Origin of the sequence: Halarchaeum sp. CBA1220 (assembly GCF_003721175.2) — an archaeon.
In the GTDB taxonomy this organism is placed as follows: domain Archaea; phylum Halobacteriota; class Halobacteria; order Halobacteriales; family Halobacteriaceae; genus Halarchaeum; species Halarchaeum grantii.
In genome coordinates this window covers 1381842-1398098 of the sequence record NZ_CP054707.1, presented here as the reverse complement: position 1 = coordinate 1398098, position 16257 = coordinate 1381842, and the positions used below count along the sequence as shown (strand labels likewise).

General features: G+C 63.9%; 19 protein-coding genes and 1 pseudogene. 8 read left to right on the top strand and 12 right to left on the bottom strand.

The window, feature by feature from the left end; genetic code table 11:
• The first annotated feature begins 12 nt into the window (after positions 1-12).
• Positions 13-1164, top strand: a complete 1152-nt coding sequence (locus EFA46_RS07500) for an NAD(P)/FAD-dependent oxidoreductase (protein ID WP_123077068.1) — start codon at positions 13-15, stop codon at positions 1162-1164.
• A 349-nt stretch (positions 1165-1513) separates the two neighbouring features.
• Positions 1514-2293 carry a proteasome assembly chaperone family protein gene (locus tag EFA46_RS07495; protein WP_123077070.1) on the top strand — a complete coding sequence of 260 codons (780 nt, stop codon included), beginning with the start codon at positions 1514-1516 and terminating at the stop codon, positions 2291-2293.
• On the opposite strand, the gene EFA46_RS07490 is transcribed toward EFA46_RS07495, so the two are convergent.
• Positions 2294-2485, bottom strand: a complete 192-nt coding sequence (locus EFA46_RS07490; protein ID WP_123077072.1) for a hypothetical protein — start codon at positions 2483-2485, stop codon at positions 2294-2296.
• Between the two features lie 66 nt (positions 2486-2551).
• Positions 2552-4417, bottom strand: coding sequence for an SLC13 family permease (locus tag EFA46_RS07485; protein WP_123077075.1), 1866 nt, complete (start codon positions 4415-4417; stop codon positions 2552-2554).
• Between the two features lie 233 nt (positions 4418-4650).
• Between EFA46_RS07485 and EFA46_RS07480 the strand changes: the two genes are divergently transcribed.
• Complete coding sequence (locus EFA46_RS07480) at positions 4651-5346, top strand: Eco29kI family restriction endonuclease (RefSeq protein WP_123077077.1); 696 nt, start codon at positions 4651-4653, stop codon at positions 5344-5346.
• A 9-nt stretch (positions 5347-5355) separates the two neighbouring features.
• On the opposite strand, the gene EFA46_RS07475 is transcribed toward EFA46_RS07480, so the two are convergent.
• The 3 genes from EFA46_RS07475 to EFA46_RS07465 form a co-directional block, all read right to left on the bottom strand.
• Complete coding sequence (locus EFA46_RS07475) at positions 5356-5562, bottom strand: Trm112 family protein (protein WP_123077079.1); 207 nt, start codon at positions 5560-5562, stop codon at positions 5356-5358.
• Between the two features lie 4 nt (positions 5563-5566).
• A complete protein-coding gene (locus EFA46_RS07470) occupies positions 5567-6883 on the bottom strand; it encodes a DNA methyltransferase (protein WP_123077081.1) in 1317 nt (438 codons plus the stop codon).
• A 639-nt stretch (positions 6884-7522) separates the two neighbouring features.
• A complete protein-coding gene (locus tag EFA46_RS07465) occupies positions 7523-8557 on the bottom strand; it encodes a site-specific integrase (protein ID WP_158604266.1) in 1035 nt (344 codons plus the stop codon).
• Between the two features lie 228 nt (positions 8558-8785).
• Between EFA46_RS07465 and EFA46_RS07460 the strand changes: the two genes are divergently transcribed.
• On the top strand, positions 8786-9010 hold the full coding sequence (locus tag EFA46_RS07460; protein WP_176969845.1) for an ArsR family transcriptional regulator: 225 nt from the start codon (positions 8786-8788) through the stop codon (positions 9008-9010).
• 302 nt (positions 9011-9312) lie between these two features.
• Positions 9313-10104: pseudogene (locus EFA46_RS07455) on the top strand (hypothetical protein); the annotation flags it as partial.
• Between the two features lie 157 nt (positions 10105-10261).
• Here the strand turns inward: EFA46_RS07455 and EFA46_RS07450 are convergent.
• The gene (locus EFA46_RS07450; RefSeq protein ID WP_148040686.1) at positions 10262-10540 is read right to left on the bottom strand and encodes a hypothetical protein; all 279 of its coding nucleotides are present in this window, start codon (positions 10538-10540) and stop codon (positions 10262-10264) included.
• Between the two features lie 118 nt (positions 10541-10658).
• Between EFA46_RS07450 and EFA46_RS07445 the strand changes: the two genes are divergently transcribed.
• Both EFA46_RS07445 and EFA46_RS07440 read left to right on the top strand, forming a co-directional pair.
• Positions 10659-11144 (top strand): hypothetical protein, encoded by a 486-nt coding sequence (locus tag EFA46_RS07445; RefSeq protein WP_148040687.1) that lies wholly within the window; start codon positions 10659-10661, stop codon positions 11142-11144.
• 2 nt (positions 11145-11146) lie between these two features.
• Positions 11147-11500, top strand: coding sequence for a hypothetical protein (locus EFA46_RS07440; protein ID WP_148040688.1), 354 nt, complete (start codon positions 11147-11149; stop codon positions 11498-11500).
• Between the two features lie 384 nt (positions 11501-11884).
• On the opposite strand, the gene EFA46_RS07435 is transcribed toward EFA46_RS07440, so the two are convergent.
• The 3 genes from EFA46_RS07435 to EFA46_RS07425 are packed head-to-tail and all read right to left on the bottom strand — an operon-like array spanning position 11885 to position 13899.
• Positions 11885-12847 (bottom strand): ATP-binding protein, encoded by a 963-nt coding sequence (locus tag EFA46_RS07435; protein ID WP_123077087.1) that lies wholly within the window; start codon positions 12845-12847, stop codon positions 11885-11887.
• Entirely contained in the window at positions 12837-13703 is an 867-nt protein-coding gene (locus tag EFA46_RS07430) for a hypothetical protein (protein WP_123077089.1), read from the bottom strand. Before EFA46_RS07430 ends, EFA46_RS07435 begins: the two co-directional genes overlap by 11 nt.
• Positions 13693-13899: a hypothetical protein gene (locus EFA46_RS07425; protein ID WP_148040689.1), complete on the bottom strand. Its 207-nt coding sequence runs from the start codon at positions 13897-13899 to the stop codon at positions 13693-13695. The genes EFA46_RS07430 and EFA46_RS07425 overlap by 11 nt, the downstream gene beginning before the upstream one ends.
• A 169-nt stretch (positions 13900-14068) precedes the next feature.
• Between EFA46_RS07425 and EFA46_RS07420 the strand changes: the two genes are divergently transcribed.
• Positions 14069-14341 carry a hypothetical protein gene (locus tag EFA46_RS07420; RefSeq protein WP_148040690.1) on the top strand — a complete coding sequence of 91 codons (273 nt, stop codon included), beginning with the start codon at positions 14069-14071 and terminating at the stop codon, positions 14339-14341.
• Here EFA46_RS07420 and EFA46_RS07415 read toward each other — a convergent pair.
• The 3 genes from EFA46_RS07415 to EFA46_RS16190 are packed head-to-tail and all read right to left on the bottom strand — an operon-like array spanning position 14338 to position 16243.
• Positions 14338-14556: a hypothetical protein gene (locus tag EFA46_RS07415; RefSeq protein ID WP_123077091.1), complete on the bottom strand. Its 219-nt coding sequence runs from the start codon at positions 14554-14556 to the stop codon at positions 14338-14340. The two genes, EFA46_RS07420 and EFA46_RS07415, sit on opposite strands and share 4 nt — an antisense overlap.
• A gap of 2 nt (positions 14557-14558) precedes the next feature.
• Complete coding sequence (locus EFA46_RS07410) at positions 14559-16112, bottom strand: hypothetical protein (RefSeq protein ID WP_123077093.1); 1554 nt, start codon at positions 16110-16112, stop codon at positions 14559-14561.
• Positions 16109-16243 (bottom strand): hypothetical protein, encoded by a 135-nt coding sequence (locus tag EFA46_RS16190; RefSeq protein ID WP_255494040.1) that lies wholly within the window; start codon positions 16241-16243, stop codon positions 16109-16111. The genes EFA46_RS07410 and EFA46_RS16190 overlap by 4 nt, the downstream gene beginning before the upstream one ends.
• Between the last annotated feature and the right edge of the window lie 14 nt (positions 16244-16257).

The following is a 16257-nucleotide window of genomic DNA, read 5'->3' as shown; positions in this document are numbered from 1 at the left end:
CGAAGTGCGAGTATGCGCGTCGCTGTACTCGGCGGTGGCTACGCCGGCCTGCTGGTCACGCGAAAGCTCGAAGAGCGCCTCCCGCCCGGGGACGAACTCGTGCTCGTGGACGAGACGGGCGACCACCTCGTCCAGCACGAGCTCCACCGACTCCTCCGCTATCCGGACCTCGTCGACGACGTCTCGATCCCGCTCACCGAACTCACCGAGCGCGCGGACGTGCGCGAGGCGACCGTCGAGGACGTCGACACCGACGAGCGCGTCGTCCACCTCGACGACGGGACGCTCGACTACGACGTCGGCGTCGTCGCGCTCGGCTCGCAGACGGCCGACTACGACATCCCGGGCGTCGCGGAGCACGCGACGCCGCTGAAGCGCATCGAGCACGCCGCCGCGCTCCGCCGCGAGTTCTTCGACGTCGTCGACACCGGCGGCGGCACCGTCGTCGTCGCCGGCGCGGGTCTCGCCGGCATCCAGACGGCCGGCGAACTCGCGGCGCTCGCCGAGGGGGAGGGCGTCGCGGACGCCGTCGAAATCGTACTCGTCGAGCAGGCGGACGCGGTCGCACCCACCTTCCCCGCGCGCTTCCGCGAGGCCGCGCACGACGCCCTCGCGGACTGCGGCGTCAGCGTCGAGACGGGGACGACCGTGACGGCGGTCGGCGAGGACGACGTCGAGACCGAGGCGGGGTCGTTTCGATACGACGCGCTCGCGTGGACGGGCGGGATTCGCGGGCCGGACGCGCTCGACGGCGAGCGACGCGACGTGCGCGCGGACCTCCGCCTCGACGAGCGGACGTTCGTCGTCGGTGACGCCGCGCGCGTCGTGGACGCGGACGGCGAGCGCGTGCCCGCGAGCGCGCAGGCCGCGGTGCGCGCGTCGCCGACGGTCGCGAAGAACGTCGAGCGCGTGCTGAACGCCGCCCGCAACGACGAGGCGGTCGAGCACCTCGAAAAGTGGGCGTTCGAGACGCCGGGCTGGCTCATCAGCGTCGGCGACGACGCCGTCGCGCAGCTCGGCCCCGAGGTCTTCCGCGGGACGGCGGCGAACGTCGTGAAGTCGAGCGTCGGCCTCACCTACTTGGCCGAGCACGGGTCGCTGCGCGCCGCGCTCCGCGTGCTCCGCGAGGAGCTCGGCGACGAGCGCGTCGTCCCGGAGCCGTAGCCGCCCCGTGGCGTGCGACGCGGCCGGCGGCTCTCGCACGCGCCACCTAAACGACTTGGGCACTCAGGGAACAGCACTACCTACGGGCCGGGCTTTCGTCCGAGTGCCTGTCTATCAGGCCCGACCTCGGGGCGGGTCGGACCGGGGTGGCGGGTTCGCCCGGCGCTTCGGCCGGACGTCGGTTCGACCATCACCACCACCCTCCGACGTCTGAATGCCCCGCTCGCGGGTGGCGAGCGCTCTCTGGGGGGAGGCCTCGCCCGCCCGTTTCTCGCCGCGCGACTCGAACGCCCGTCGAGCGGCGCGACCGGGGAGTGGTTCTAAGAGCGCGGCGAACCCACGGACGTACATGACTGATGCGACTCCGAACGCGTCGTTCGAGCGCTTGACCGACACCCCGGCGAAACCCACGACGCTCGTCGAGGGCCTGCCCGGCCACGGCCTCGTGGCCGCGATTGCCGTCGACCTCGTCACGCGCCAACTCGACCTCGACCACCACGGCACCGTCACGTCGCCCGCGTTCCCCCGCGTCGCCTCGTTCGCGGACGGCCGCGTTCGCGACCCGGTGCGCGTCTACGCGGGCGACGACCCCGCCGTGATGACGCTCCAGTCCGACGTCGCGCTCGACGACAGCGGCGCCGGCGCGCTCGCCGAGGGCGTCCTCGATGGCCTCGCCGACCGTCTCGACCGCGTGGTGCTCCTCGTCGGCGCGCCCGCCGAATCACAACAGCAGGTCGGTGACGTCGCCGGCATCGCGACGTCGGACGGCGTCGCACGAGACCTCTCGGACGCCGGCATCGCGCTCGCCGAGGGGTCGGGCCTCGTCGGCGGCGCGACCGGGTCGCTCCTCGCCGCGTGCCACCAGCGCGGCGTGCCGGCGGCGGCGCTCGTGGTTCGTGCGAACCCCTACATCCCCGACCCGCGCGCCGCACGGGCCGTCATCGAGGACGCGCTCGAACCGCTCGTCGACTTCGACATCGACACCGCCGGACTCGAAGCGGACGCCCACCAGATCGAGGACCGACTCGAGCAGATGGCCGAGCAGTATCGACGCGCACAGATGTCGGGGGCGGAGGAGCACGCCGCCTCGCCGCCGCGCTCGAGCACGCTCTCGAATATGTATCAGTAGCTAGACGTCGTCGGTCACCGCGTCGGCGCGCTGGATGACGATGCGGCCGTCGCGCGTCTGCACGAAGACCTCCTCGCCGATGTCCAGTCCCGCGACGAGGAGTTCGTCCTCGTGGATGTTCACGTGCGCGTTGTGGTACTCGCCGTCGGCACCCTTCGCCCCGCTCGGGCTCAGGGTCTTCTTCCGCACCATTCTGTGTCGGCCTCAAGCCGCGCCCAAATATAACGGTAGCGACTGCGTCGTCCCCGAGGCCGCCGCTCACGCGGGGCGGACGCCCCAGAAGAAGACGATGCCGAGCACCGTCACCACCGAGAGGAGCACCTGCAGGGGGGCGCCGACGCGGACGTAGTCGCTGAACTTGTAGCCGCCCGGCCCGTAGACGAAGAGGTTCGTCTGGTAGCCCACGGGACTCAGGAACGCCGTCGACGCCGCGAACGTGACCGCGAGGACGAACGCGAACGCGTTCGCGCCGAGGCGACTCGCCGTCTCGACGGCGACGGGAATCATCAACACCACCGAGGCGTTGTTCGAGATGACGCTCGTCACCAGCCCCGTCACGATGTAGAACACCCAGAGGACGCCGATGAGCGGGAGTAACTCGCCGGTCGACGCGACGAGTCGGCCGATGAGCGCGGCGGCGCCCGACTGCTCGATTGCGATGCCGAGCGGGATGACGCCCGCGAGCAGGAAGATGACGTCCCAGTCGACGCTCTCGTAGAGCTCGCTCGGGCGCAACACGCCGGTCAGGACCATCGCGACGACGCCGCCGAGCGCCGTCACGACGATGTTCACGGGGAGGAACGGCTGGGAGGCGAGCGCGACGACGCCGACGATGATCGCGACCGCGTGCGGGATCTTCCCCGTCCGATAGCTCGGCTCCTCCGGTTCGCGCGCGACGATGAAGTCCGGGTTCTGCGCGAGTCGGTCGATGCTGTCCGCCGGCGCCTGCACGAGGAGCGTGTCCCCGATCCGCAACTCGACGTTGTCGAGACGCGAGCGCACCGTCTCACCGCGCGATCGGAACGCGAGGACGTTCGCGTCGTAGCGCTGGCGAAACGACGTCGTCGTGAGCGTCTCGCCGACGAGCGCCGACCCCGACTGGATGACGACCTCGACGAGCGACTGCTCGTCGCGGCCCTCCTCCATCTCCGCCTCGGTGCGCGGCAGGCCCGTGAGGTCGAGGCCGTCGAGCTCCGCGATGGTCGCGAGCGTCTCCCGGTCCGTGCGCAACATCAGGACGTCGCCCGCGCGGATGCGCTTGCTGTCGATCCCCTCGAAGAACGTCTCGTGGTCGCGCGTTATCTGGAGGATGTCCGCGTCGAAGACCGCGTCGTCGATTGCACGCGCCACCGTCTCGCCGACTATCGGCGAGTCCTCCCGGACCACGACCTCCGTCACGTAGTCCTGAATCTCGTACTCCTCGAGGTAGTCGTCGCGCGCCGGCACGCGCTCCGGGAGGAGGCGATAGCCAACCGTCATCAGGTAGACCGAGCCGACGACGAGCACCACGACGCCGAGCGACGTGAACTCGAACATCGAGAAGGGCGCGCCCGCGACGCCGAGGTCCGCCGCGACGCTCGACGCGAGGATGTTCGTCGACGTCCCGATGAGCGTCAGCATCCCGCCGAACATCGACGCGAAGGAGAGCGGCATCAGGAGCTTCGAGGGGGAGCTGTTCCCCTCGTGCGCGAGGTCCGTGATGACCGGGACGAGGATGGCGACGACCGGCGTGTTGTTGATGAACCCCGAGACCGGCCCCGCGACGCCGATGGTCGCCCCGAGTTGCTTCATCGGGTTGTCGCCCGCGAACGACGCCATCCGCTTCCCGATGGACTGGACGAGCCCGGTCTTCGAGACGCCCGAGGAGAGGATGAGCATCGCGAGCACCGTTATCGTCGCCGGGTTCGAGAACCCCGAGATACCCTCCGCGACGGACACCTCCGTCCACGGCCCCAGCACCATCAACACCACCATGATCGTGATGGCGGTGACGTCGATCGGGAGCGCCTCCGTCACGAAGAGCACGAGCGCGAGCAGGACGACCACGAGGACGACCACGATGGACGGCGTCAACCCCGTGGTGCCCGCCTGCGCTGGAAGCACCGAGAGAACGGGACCGAACATACCCGCAGGGACTCGCGAAACCCGTATAAGGATTGGTGGTCCGGCGCGCCGGCGTGCCCCCCGGAGAACCGGCGTCGAGCGGGGGGAACCAGCGAGCCCTACCGGACGCCTCGGCGAGCGCGACGCGGAGACGGCCGGGAGTGACGCCGCAGAAACACGCGCCGGCGGTTGCCGTTGCACGGGCGCTTTCCGGACCCAAGGTTTTTCGCTGGTCACCCGTCTCGTCTCCCTGCATGGCTGACGAAGCGGTCGTAGACGCGTGGAACCCACTGGACGACCTCGGCATCCCCCAGCGGGAGCTGAACGAGACCATCATCGAAGAGTTCGAGAAGCACGAGGGCGAGCGGCTTCCCGAGCCCCGCAGCACGTTCTACGGCTGTGGTGTCTACGGGCTGTACTACTACGGCGACTACGAGCACTACGCACCGATCTCGAACGACGAGGGCGAGTACGACCTCCCGATATACGTCGGGAAGGCAGTTCCCAAGGGGTCCCGCACGGGCGGCGCACACCTCGAATCGTCGACGGGGAAGAAGCTGTATCAGCGACTCCGAGAACACTACCGAAGCATCGACGAGGCGGACAACCTCGAGATAGACGAGTTCAGGGTCAAATACCTCATCACGAGCTCCATCTGGACCCGATACTGTGAGCAGACGCTCATCTCGTACTACCTGCCGTGGTGGAACAGATATATCGACGGCTTCGGCGACCACGACCCCGGGAGTGGTCGAGCGAACCAGGAGCGGTCGATGTGGGACGCCCTCCACCCCGGTCGCGGCTGGGTGGCGAAGCGCGACCTCCCGCGTCGTGACTCGGAGCCGAACACGTGGGGAGAGGAGGTCGAGCCGAAGGTCGAGCGGGAGTGGAGCCGTGCGGCCGTGAAATCGTTCGCGCAGGCGAACGGGGTCGACAGCGGCGGTCGCTGACCGGCGGTGTCAGCTCAGCGCGTTCTCGTCGTCGATCTGCTCGGCGAGCAGGATCGGAAAGCCGTCCCTGATGCGGTGGTCGCGCCCGCAGTCGAGGCAGGTGAGCGTGCCGTCGATGACCTCGCCGTTGATCGTCGTGGTTCGCTCGGTGATCTCGAGGTCGCCGTTACAGTCCGGTTCGGGGCATCGGAGGACGCTGGTGAATTTCTCGTGCATCGGATCACTCCGTGGGCTTGTGAATCGTGACGACGATATCTTCGAGGTCTTCGGTGCGAAGCGAGGAGGACTTGCGCTTGTTCGTGGAGTGGACGGGCGACTCGACGACCTCGAAGTCGAAATGCTCGTCCACCATCTCCGCGAGGATGTCCCCCACGGGCGTATTGACTCCCTTGATGACGCTGTTGCCGACGACGTACACCGCATAAGAGTCCGGCGTGAGCAACCGATAGTGTTGCTGCAGGGCGTTCCCCGTGTCGTTGAAGTACCGGACGACGTAGCGTGCCCAACCGGGGCCACCGAGTTCCTCGCGCTCGGGTTCCTGCCGACGGATCTCGTCCGTGACCGCCTCGAGGGTGTCCGTGGGGTACTGCATGTCGATCTCCTCGTTTCGGACGATCTGCCAGTACGACCCCATCATGTTGTCCTCGAACTTCCGCCGGGAGCGGTCGGCCCAGTAGTCGAGCCAGTAGAGATGCGGGCGGGTCTGACGCACGTAGTTCATGTTGTTACAGTACGGCGGCGAGGTGACGAGCAGGTCGACACACTCGTCCGCCAGTCCGGGAAACTCTTCGCCGTCGCTGTTCAGAACGAGCGCTTGACCGTGCGGTTCCTCCCGGTTACCCACCATCTCCTCGATATCCGTGACGAACTCGGTGAGTTGCTCCTCGAAGGCGCGAGCGCAGTTCGCGTGGTTCTCGATTATCTCCCCGTCGGAGTCGCGCCGGTAGCCCAGCGACGGGTCGTAGCCACCGTTCGAGACGTCGACGAGGATGGCCGCGAACGCGAGCAGGCAGAGGTTCTTGAAGCCCGCATCCTCGATCTGCATGATGTTGCCCTTGAGGATACGGAGCTGGTCGAGGACGTCGTCCGTGTACCAGTTCTCGATGTTGGCCAGCCCCGGCACCTCCGCCTTCGCTCGAATCGCGACATCCCCGGCGTCGCCACGGCCGAACGAGTCGAGCGTCGTGTTCGGGAACGCCGAGAGAACCTGTGGCTTCACCTCGGAGAGGAACTCCCTCGCCTTCGTTTCGAGGTTCGACGGGTACGTGTCCCAACTGGTCTTGTTGCGGGCGACGAACGCCATGAACGGGTTTATCTCGGTCCCGATAGCGTCCCGACCCGCGTCGATTGCCTCCACGAGCGTCGTCCCGCTTCCCGTGTACGGGTCGAAGACGGTGGCGTCGGGCTGGTCGCCGACGTACTCCTCGATGACGCTCCGAACGAACGCCGCGTCGTATCCCGCGACGTACCCGAACCACGAGTGAATCGGCAGGCGCTTGTTCGCTCGAAAAGAGATATCGCCCATCTCGTCAGACATAGAGACTCCCCGTATGGACCTTCATCGCGTTAGTTACTTCTCCGTAGGTGGCTTTGTGTGTTTTCCGATTCGGTTCCCGACGACCGAACACCTCGGGACCCACGCAGAGGGAGTGCCACCCCCTAGCTAACACACCCACGTACTGAGACACCCCCAGACGTGGGAGTCGCTCTGGCGAAGCCGAAGCCGCGAACCATACGCCTCCTCTCCGAAGAGCCGAGCCACGGCTCCGAAATCGCCCCGGTGCGGGGTCGTCACGGTCCACGAACACCGTCACGAGGTAGTACCGGACGGGCATCGAGTCCGAGGGAGACGGTCGCTGAGTCGTCTACAGCGTGACCGAAAAGGGCGAACTGGTCCTTCGTGCCGAACGGATGGACGGGTAGGGGCTATCCGAGACTCTCGGCGCCGCGACTCCCGTAGCTCAAGCCCTGAGCGACGACCGTCGGTCTCGCTTCGCTCGACAGAACTGATGGGCGTTGCAGGTCTCTGAAACCGGAGCGGCCGCTCGCCCGGCCGCGAGAAGTTTCTACGGTCATCGCGTCCACCTCAGTCCACAGTCACCACACCAGGCGGCGTCTTTCTCCGTAGTCACCGACTCGTGCACGTGCTCGCTTCCGCAGTTCGGGCAGGTGGCGGTCATAGGAACTCCCACCGGCGGTCAGCCTTCTCGCGCTTCGACGCGCGGTCGTAGTGCTTGTCGATCATCGACTCGGAGGTGTCGAGGCGGTCGGAGACGACACCACGGGGAACGCCGTCGTCGCGGTACTTCGTCACGCGCGCCTTCCGAACGTCGTGCGTCGAGCGCGACGACGGACAGCTCGTCATCCCGTCGTCACGGGCGTACTCGCAGGTGTCCGGCTCCTTGTCGTGCGGACAGACGACACCGACCTTGCAGGGACGGGACCACCGATAGAACGCGTTTCGCACCGTCGTGTGCGAGACGCGGCCGTACTTCGTCGTCACCAGCGGCGTCCGACCGGCGTCGTCTTGGACGTTCTTCCGAGGACCGTCGATGTAGTCCCGGAGCGTCTGCGCGACGTCGCGACTGATTCGGTTGAACCGCTCGCCGTCCTCGTCGTTCTTCAGCGGCGTCCCGGTACTCGGCCGATGAACGAAATCGAGGCCGGGCTTCTCGCCCTCGAGCTCGCAGTCGTGCAGGTCGAGCGCGCGAACGGCACCGAGCCGCGCGCCCGTATGCCAGACGAGCATCCAGATCACGTGGTCGCGACTCGCGTACTCGTAGCGACGCAGGTACTCGATGATGGGCGGCACTCGGTCGGGCGAAATCGTCGAATCGCTCACTTCGTCCGCCGTCGAGAGGTTCGGTAGCGGCACTTTCTCGTACAGGTCCTCGGGGACTGCCTCGATCTGCGCGCAGAACCGGAGGAACGAGCGCACCGTCGTCAGTACCGAGTGGACGGTCTTCGGTGCGATCTCGCCGTCCTTCCCCTTCGAGTAGCCGCCGTTCCGACGCCACATGCGGAACTCGTAGAGGTCGCGCCCGTCGAGTTCGGTCATGTCGTCGATCCCGCCGTGCTCGCGACACCACTCGACGAACGCACGGAGGTGACTCTCGTGCGACATCCGCGTCCACTCCGCAGAGTCCTGCTTCATCGCCTCGAGGTGGAGTTCCACGGCCTTCTCCGGCGGAATCGGTTTCAGGTCACTCACGCGGACCACCTAGGCTCGGGTTCATACTCACCAACAACAGCCCGGCTGTAGATAAATCTACGGACTGATTGAATACACACATAGTGTAGCTATAACTGATATTCGCTCATCTCTTTCAAATGGAGGACTGAAATACGCGCAATGCGGAAATCTGGTAAGTGGCAGAGTGTCTGGGACGACCGAATCCTAGAGTACCTCCGTGAGAACGGGCCCGCTGGAGCCACTACGATGAAGAACAGCGGATATTTTGATATCTCTCGCGGACAGATTTCGGACCGGCTGGGGAAGCTCAAAGACCACCATCTCGTTCGAGAGATAGAGAACGGAGTTCACGAGATCACGGACGAGGGAGAGGCATACCTCGAAGAGGAATACGACGCAGCCGCAGGCGCGTATACATCCGATTCTGCCGACAACACTGGTGTGAGCAACAAGGGGGCAGATTCGGTCTAACATGATGCGGCACACCGGAGACTGGCAACGGCTCTGGGACGACCGCCTCTTAGAATACCTCAACGAACACGATACTGGAACAGCCGCAGAAGTATCGAAGGCACTCCCAGAGCAGATACCGAAATTGGTCCTCCGAAACCGTCTCCGGACACTGGCCCAAGCAGGATACGTCAAGCCGGGGCCGAACTACGAGAATTACGAACTCACGATTTGGGGACAGCGGTACCTGGAGGGACGCGTCCGTGCCGACTGTCTGTATCCTGAACCGTCCCCAGCGAGACCCGGCTACGTACTCAAATAACATGTACCGATTCGAACCCGACGAGATTGATAGTGAACGCGCGCACCACCAAGCACTTCTACAGGGGTGCGAAGGAGAGGAGCTGAAGCAGAAGCGAATCGGCAACCTCGGGGAGATCGCCTTCGAGCGCTTCTGTCGCGAGTACCTTCCGGCGGAGATGTGGACGTGGGAGAACGAGGAGGCGATTCGTCGCTGTAACCCGGAGAGCTTCTCGGGGTACGACTTCGAGATATTCGGCTACGAGGTGGACGTGAAGACCTCGCGCGACATCTCGGCGTTCACACCGCAGGCGCTCGCGGAGAACGACGACGAGGACGACATCATCGTGATGGCGTGGCACCGGGACAACGAGGACGCCCTGATCCTGCTCGGCTGGGAGTGGGTACACAGCATCACGACGAAAGTCGAGATGGAGGAGAAGTACACGGGCGAGACACCGGCAAAGCTCGAGCCCATCGCGGCGAGCCCGATGAACGAACTCATCGACCTCGGGCCGAACACCGCGCACCTGAACCAGATGCCGGAGAACCCGTTCGGGCCGGGTGACCGCGTCAAGAAGGTCGAAGGCCATCGCGGCGATCCCGCCGTCGTCGTCGAGGTCCTCCCACCGGAGACGGAGGCGAGCATCTACGGAAACACGATGGAGGAGGAAGCGGTCAACGTCGCGTTCCCGAGTCACCTCGAGGACGGACCGGGCGACTGGGAGACGATTCACCCGGCGAAACTGGCGTCGTACTGCGACGACCAGGACATCAAACTCTACACGTACAAGCACTCGAACTTAGAGTTCGCGTAACCGGAAACCCGTCGACGTGTTTACCTCCGGCGGGGAGCAAGGACCGCCACTGAAGAAATATGTTTTACTATCGCCACGGAGTGAACAAACGATACTACTGACGAATGATCGTACTGCACATATGGTGGACCGAAAAGAATCACACCATCTAAACCTATGATTTGTACCAGGGAGGGTCGTCGTCCAAACTACTGGCGTGTTCTAGAACTGCATCTGGGTCATCAGACTGTAGATATTCTTCCCTGCTTGTACAGTACTCAACAGGACCTGTAATTATGTACTTCTCAATTATCTGTTCAACGTCTTCGCTATCCGCACACCACGATTTAATTGTGGAGAGTGAGACTTTGTTTTGTTCCCTGAATTTTGGGCCCAGCCGCTCTAGGAGATCAATCGCGACAACCGTTTCGTCATATGGATTCTTCCCCCGCACTTAGCCCATGGTTAATTCCCAGTCGCTTAAGCTTACGCCCACTCTAACGATTTCCACCCCTGCAAATCCATTTGCATCGGTGGAAATTACTAAATAGCTGGCGGGTTTGGAGTCAACCATGGTGCAAGAGCCTGCCCGGAGCGCAAAGGGGACGTATGGTGAAGATTCACCGCTAGTCCGGGTGCTCGGACATGAGGGAAGAGCTAAAATCCTTGACGTGTTCCTTGGTAAGCACTACACGGAGCTTACTGCCGCTGATGTAACCCGCCTCAGTGGGATTGCCAGATCAACGTTTACCCGAAATGTGGAGGAGCTACTGGAACTAGATCTCATTGAGGAAACGGGAAAGTATGACGGGAGTCAGCATTACAAGCTGAACAAGGACAACCCAGTCACCAAAATTCTCGCGGATACGCAACACAAGCTGTTGGAACACGATGAGCAAATCATCAACAACAGTTCCTCACATCGGACGGTTTCCATCCAACGTGACTCTCACGAGGATGAGATGACTGAAAGCCAAGAATCGTTAGCTGAGAAGTTAGCCCATAAATTAGCTGACGATCAATCAGCTGATATGCCGCAAAATGGGCACCCGGCATAACAATGCCAATTGAACACAACCCTGAGGTTACCACGCTTCCGAACTACACGAACCTCGTCTTCCTTGATGATGAAGACGGCTCACGTCTCTCATTATTTACCGAGCGTGAGGCCCCACCGATTCCTAGTGAAGGAGATGAAATCACCCTGGGTGATGGCACGCTCGAAAAAGAGCCATCAGAGAATGGGACCTTTGAAGTTGAGCCAGATGAAGAGTACATTGGAATTGTAAAGAAAGTCGATTACAACTACTTACTTGTCCACTTCGATTCTGAAGACGACCACCAACAGTTATTTAACCAAGTGGAGGTCAGACTATCAATCAACGAATCGACCGTTCCGGACAGTGACGAATAAGATGAGACGAAAGGCGGTGATTGATATACCTGAAGCTCACCGCCGCATTAATTGCCACTAGCCGGCAGCACGGCTTCTTTATTCAGATTGGGTTCCGAATCGGTGTTAAATATAAATAGAATCTATCTAACAATTGGTCAAAAGTCTATTTCATCGCTCTCAGCGACAGCAGAAACGCGGCAATGATGTTTACCCCCATGGGAGGGGGCAAAGACCGCCGCCGCGTACGCTTGTCCGCATACCAATATGACCGCACCACCTGACGGTGGATAGAGGGTTGCAGTAGATAGAGGAGCGCATCGCGCCCGTGCCGGGGCCCGTTGAGGGCCGCGGGCGCGGACGCTCGCGCGGAAGCGAGTGGGCGAGCAGGAGTGTCCCGGCACGTCAGGCTTCGAGGTCGAACGTCGATTTCTCGTCGGGCTCGTAGGTACCGGTGATCGGGGGCACGTGGCCGAGGGGAAACTTGAGATCGACAGCGCCGGCGTCGTCGTCGAGTCGGTCGAAGAACTCAGCGGAGTAGACATCGTCGTCGCCGCGCCGCCGCTCGCGGTGTTGAACGATGAAGTCGTCGGCGTGCTCGCGGACGGACTTGATGATGTCCTTGCCGTCCTTCCGGTGGCCGATCAGGATGTAGCGCGCACCGTCCTTCGCCTTCCCGGTGATCAGCGGGTACATCTGCTCGTTCGCGGCATAGCTGTTCGTCTGCCCGTCGAGGACGGTCGAGAGTTCGTCGAGGACCACGATGGTCTTCTCGTGCTCCTCGAGGACAGCGCGCAGTTCGCTCTTCGACTCGACGAACTCGGTCCGCTCCTGGAGCCAGTCGTCTTGCCAGACGAGCGAGGTCACGTTCGTCGCGAGCACGAGCTCGTCATCGTCCCGGAGCCCGAGCTCGGCCATCGCGAGCGCAGTCATCGTCTTCCCGCCGTCAGTGTCACCGACGAACTGCCCGAGGTAGCCGTCCGTCCGCATCCGCTCGACGACACGCACGAACGCCTGCAGCGAGGACACGTCCGTCTCGCGAGACGTGAGTCCAGAGAGGTAGTTCAGCGTCGCGAGGTGGCCCTCGCGGACGGCCCACGTCGCGAGTTCCGAACCGTACCGCTCGATCAACCGCTTACAGTACCGAGTGTCCTCGAACGTCGGCGGGAGATGCACGTCCACGTCGTCGTCCACGTTCGCATGGTACTCGCGAATCTGCGAGTAGTGTTGCTTGTACCAGACGTACCGCTTCAGCGGTTCGCCCTGGAGGAAGGGAGCGAGCGGGAGCGTTCGACGATTCGACGTGAGCTTTCCCTCGGAAACCTCGCGGAACTCGGCCGCAGTAACGCCGTCGGCATTACCGTCCATCGTCGACACCTCCATCAACGTCGCCACCGAGATCGTCGTCGAGGTCGAGCGAGAGGTCGAGATCACCGTTCTCTCTCAGTTGCTCGAGTGGGCGCGTCGAATCGGTCGACGGCGCACCGTCAGCAAGATCGTCGAGCGAGGTGAGGTCGTCGCGAACACCGAGGTCGAGATTCGCCATGTCCTCGAGCCCGACCGCGAACTCGTCGGCCTCGGCACCGGCGATCAGCGACCGACCGATAGAGACGGAGTTCCGAACGACCTTCGAGTCCGCGGACGCGCGCGTCTGCAGAGCGGACTGGACGAGCGGCACCATCTCGTCGCGCTGCTGGTCGAGCACGCTCTTGTCCTCGAGGAACTGGTAGTAGCTCACCGCACCCGACCACGTCCCTTCGAGCACGACGACTTTCTCGGGCGACACCGAGCCGTCGTCTTGGACGCGGTCGCGCGACTCGGTACGGAGGCCTTCGGCGATATGCACCGTCCGGCCGTCGCGAGTGGAGTGACGACGGTCGAGCGAGCCATCGGTCTCAGCGGTACTGAAGAACGACGGGCTCCAGAGTTCGAGTCCGACCTCTTGACCATCACCATCGACGTACAACACGGGCCGCGAGGTCTTCCCTGCGAGGACGAACAGGCAGAGGAAGACGAGCGTCGCGACGTACGGCACGAACCCGGACATGACGAGCGTGGAGAGCGCGAGCGCTCGAGAGGGAACGTCAGCGACCCACACGACGACGACAGCGAGCAGACCGACGACACCGATGGCGATGGGGAGCGCGGCGACGCGCAGTACGTCGGTCAGACTCGAGCGCCACGTCGAGGAGGACTCGGCACGGGCCGTCTCCTCAGAAGACATGGCGGCGACCTCCGATGTACCGCTTGTAGCCGAGGCCAGCAGCGAGCGCACCGAGGAGCGCCGCGAGCGCCGCAGCACCAAACGTCACGATCCAGTCGCCGTTAGACGGCGTCCCGGGCAGGAGTGAACCCGACGAATCCTCACGCGAGTAGACGGTCGGACAGCTCCCCGACTCGATGCACGCGCCCGTCGTCACACCAACGGATGCACGCCCATCGAGACGGTCAGCAGGAACGGTAACAGTCGTCGTCTCACCACGCTGTAGAACCACGCGCCGAAACGCGGTATGCGCGACGCGACCCGAGCGTTCGGCAGACCCGGAGAGCGTGATAGCGTGGTATTGCGAGACTTCCAAAGAGACGCGCATGACGCCGTCGGAGTACGCCCAGCCGGTAATCGTCGCGACGCCGTCAATCGGAACCGGACCACCGGTCACGACAGTCGTGTTCGACGAGGACGCCGACGAGTTCGTTGGAGCCGAACCGTTCGTCGAGGCGTTCGTCCCATTCGGTGCTGCAGCTACCGAGCCGGTGACCGTGACGGTCACGAGCAAGACGACCAGCAGGAAGCGTCTCATAGAGCCGCCGCCGGAATCGAACCGACGCAGGTGCCGACCACGAGCGGCTACCGGTCGTTAGACCGGGTTGAGGGCGTCGCCGAGGCGGGTGAAGAACCAATCGACGAGGCCCTGCGCGCCGTCGGCGATGGCGTCGACGAACCCGCCGACGGTCTGGGAGATCGCGTCGCCGACGATAGCCTGCATCGACCACCAGCCGGTGACGTCACCGAGCGCCCAGCCGAGCAGGAGCAGGCCGACGAAGACGAGCACGAGGGAGAGCAGCGGGCGCGCCATCGCTAGTCCCTCTGCATGACCGCCGCCGCGCCAATCGCGACCACCGCGAGCCCCACGATGATGAGCGGTCCACTATCCCCCGAGCCGGAACCGGAGCCACTACCGGAGCCGCCGGCGGCGAGTCTGGCGTTGATGGCCTTCGACTGATTCAGCAACGCCTCCATCTTCGCGACGTACTCGGTGGTGTTGCTCGTCTGGTAGGTGGTTTTGGTCGCCGAGACGTTCGCGACGCTCGCTCCGTCCATCGACGTGATGTTGCCGATCTTGAACTCGCCCTTGAGGGAGAGATGTCGGCCGTCGGTGGTTGCGAGGTAGACCGGCGCGGAGACGTTCACCGCCGAGGTGTTCGAGCCGCCGACGGCGTAGGTCGTGTTGGACTGCCACGCGCCGCCGGGCGCTTCATCGGCGAGTAGGAGGCCGTAGTCGGTCGTGGTGTTGTGGCGGACCTCCATCGTCCCGAGGCCGTCCATGTCGGGCGCAGCGAGGCCCATGCCGGAGAGGGCCGCGACGGCGTCGTAGAGGTTCACGTTCCCGTCCGAGTCGGGACTAGTACGGTAGAGGTCGGTGGTGCGACTGGTGATTTCGGAGGGCGTGACGGTGCCGTTTTCGAGGGCGGGCCACATGCCGTCGATCCAGTCGTAGGAGGTGTTGAGCTGTTGCTCGGAGAGCTGATTGATGCGGTCGTATTGTGTCCGGTACCACTGGTTATCGTAGAGTACAGTCTGAGGAGTTTGAGAGGTCGACGGGACGACAAACGCCTTATTAATCGAGTCGTCAAACTCAGTCCCGCTAACCACGCGTTTGTGCAGGTAGAGGGAGGCCTCCTGCTCGCCGCCATTACGATATTGCGGAGAGAGAGTTGTGACGGTAGACCCATTAGGTAGTTGGTAGGTGTCGTTGAAGATGCCGATGAGCGGGTAGCCGTAGGGGTCAGTTTGAATCAGGTCATTGGAGACGTCCGACTCGTTAACCGCTCGCTGTCTAAGCGTCCATGCGACGCTGATCTGAGTGCGCTTCGAGGACAGGAGGTTGTACTGCTTGGCGCTCCAGTAGTCCTTGATTGCCTCGCGAGCGGCCGCTCGTGCTTCTGTCTTTGAGGAGTTGTTGGCCCACGCTTTCGCGACGGCAACCTCGGCGCGCATCCACGCGGCGCTCTGCGAGTCGTTGAGGTGATTGTTGAAGACGGTCTTGGTCGTCTCGAACTGCGCGCGCTGGGCCTGCGCAGCGAGCGCGATGTCGACCTTCGTCTGGTTCGTCTTCGCGTCGCGGACGTTCTCGACTTCGCTCGACGTCGAGCCGAGATAGGCCTGACAGTCGTTTTCGAGGTCGGACGCGTTGAGCGCCCACTGGCCGTTGGTCATGCCGAACGCGGTCCACGACGCCGTAATCGCGAGCTGCGAGCACGTCCCGGACGTGACCGACGGCGCGACCGTCGGCGAGTCGATGGCGCTCGTCGAGGACGACGTCGCGCCGGCGACGGGAGCGGCCGCCGTCGAGGAGACGATGAGCACGACGAGCGCGAGCGCGGCGACGCGACGGGGAAGCGAGCGCGTCATCGTCCATCACCCCGAGAGTGGTGGTCCGCGAGCGCGACGAACGCGAAGATCGCGACGACGGCGGCGACGAGGAACGGGAGCGAGCCAGCGAGCGCATGACCCGCGCTCGCGCAGGCGAGCAGCGGCGTCACGGGAGAACACCCGT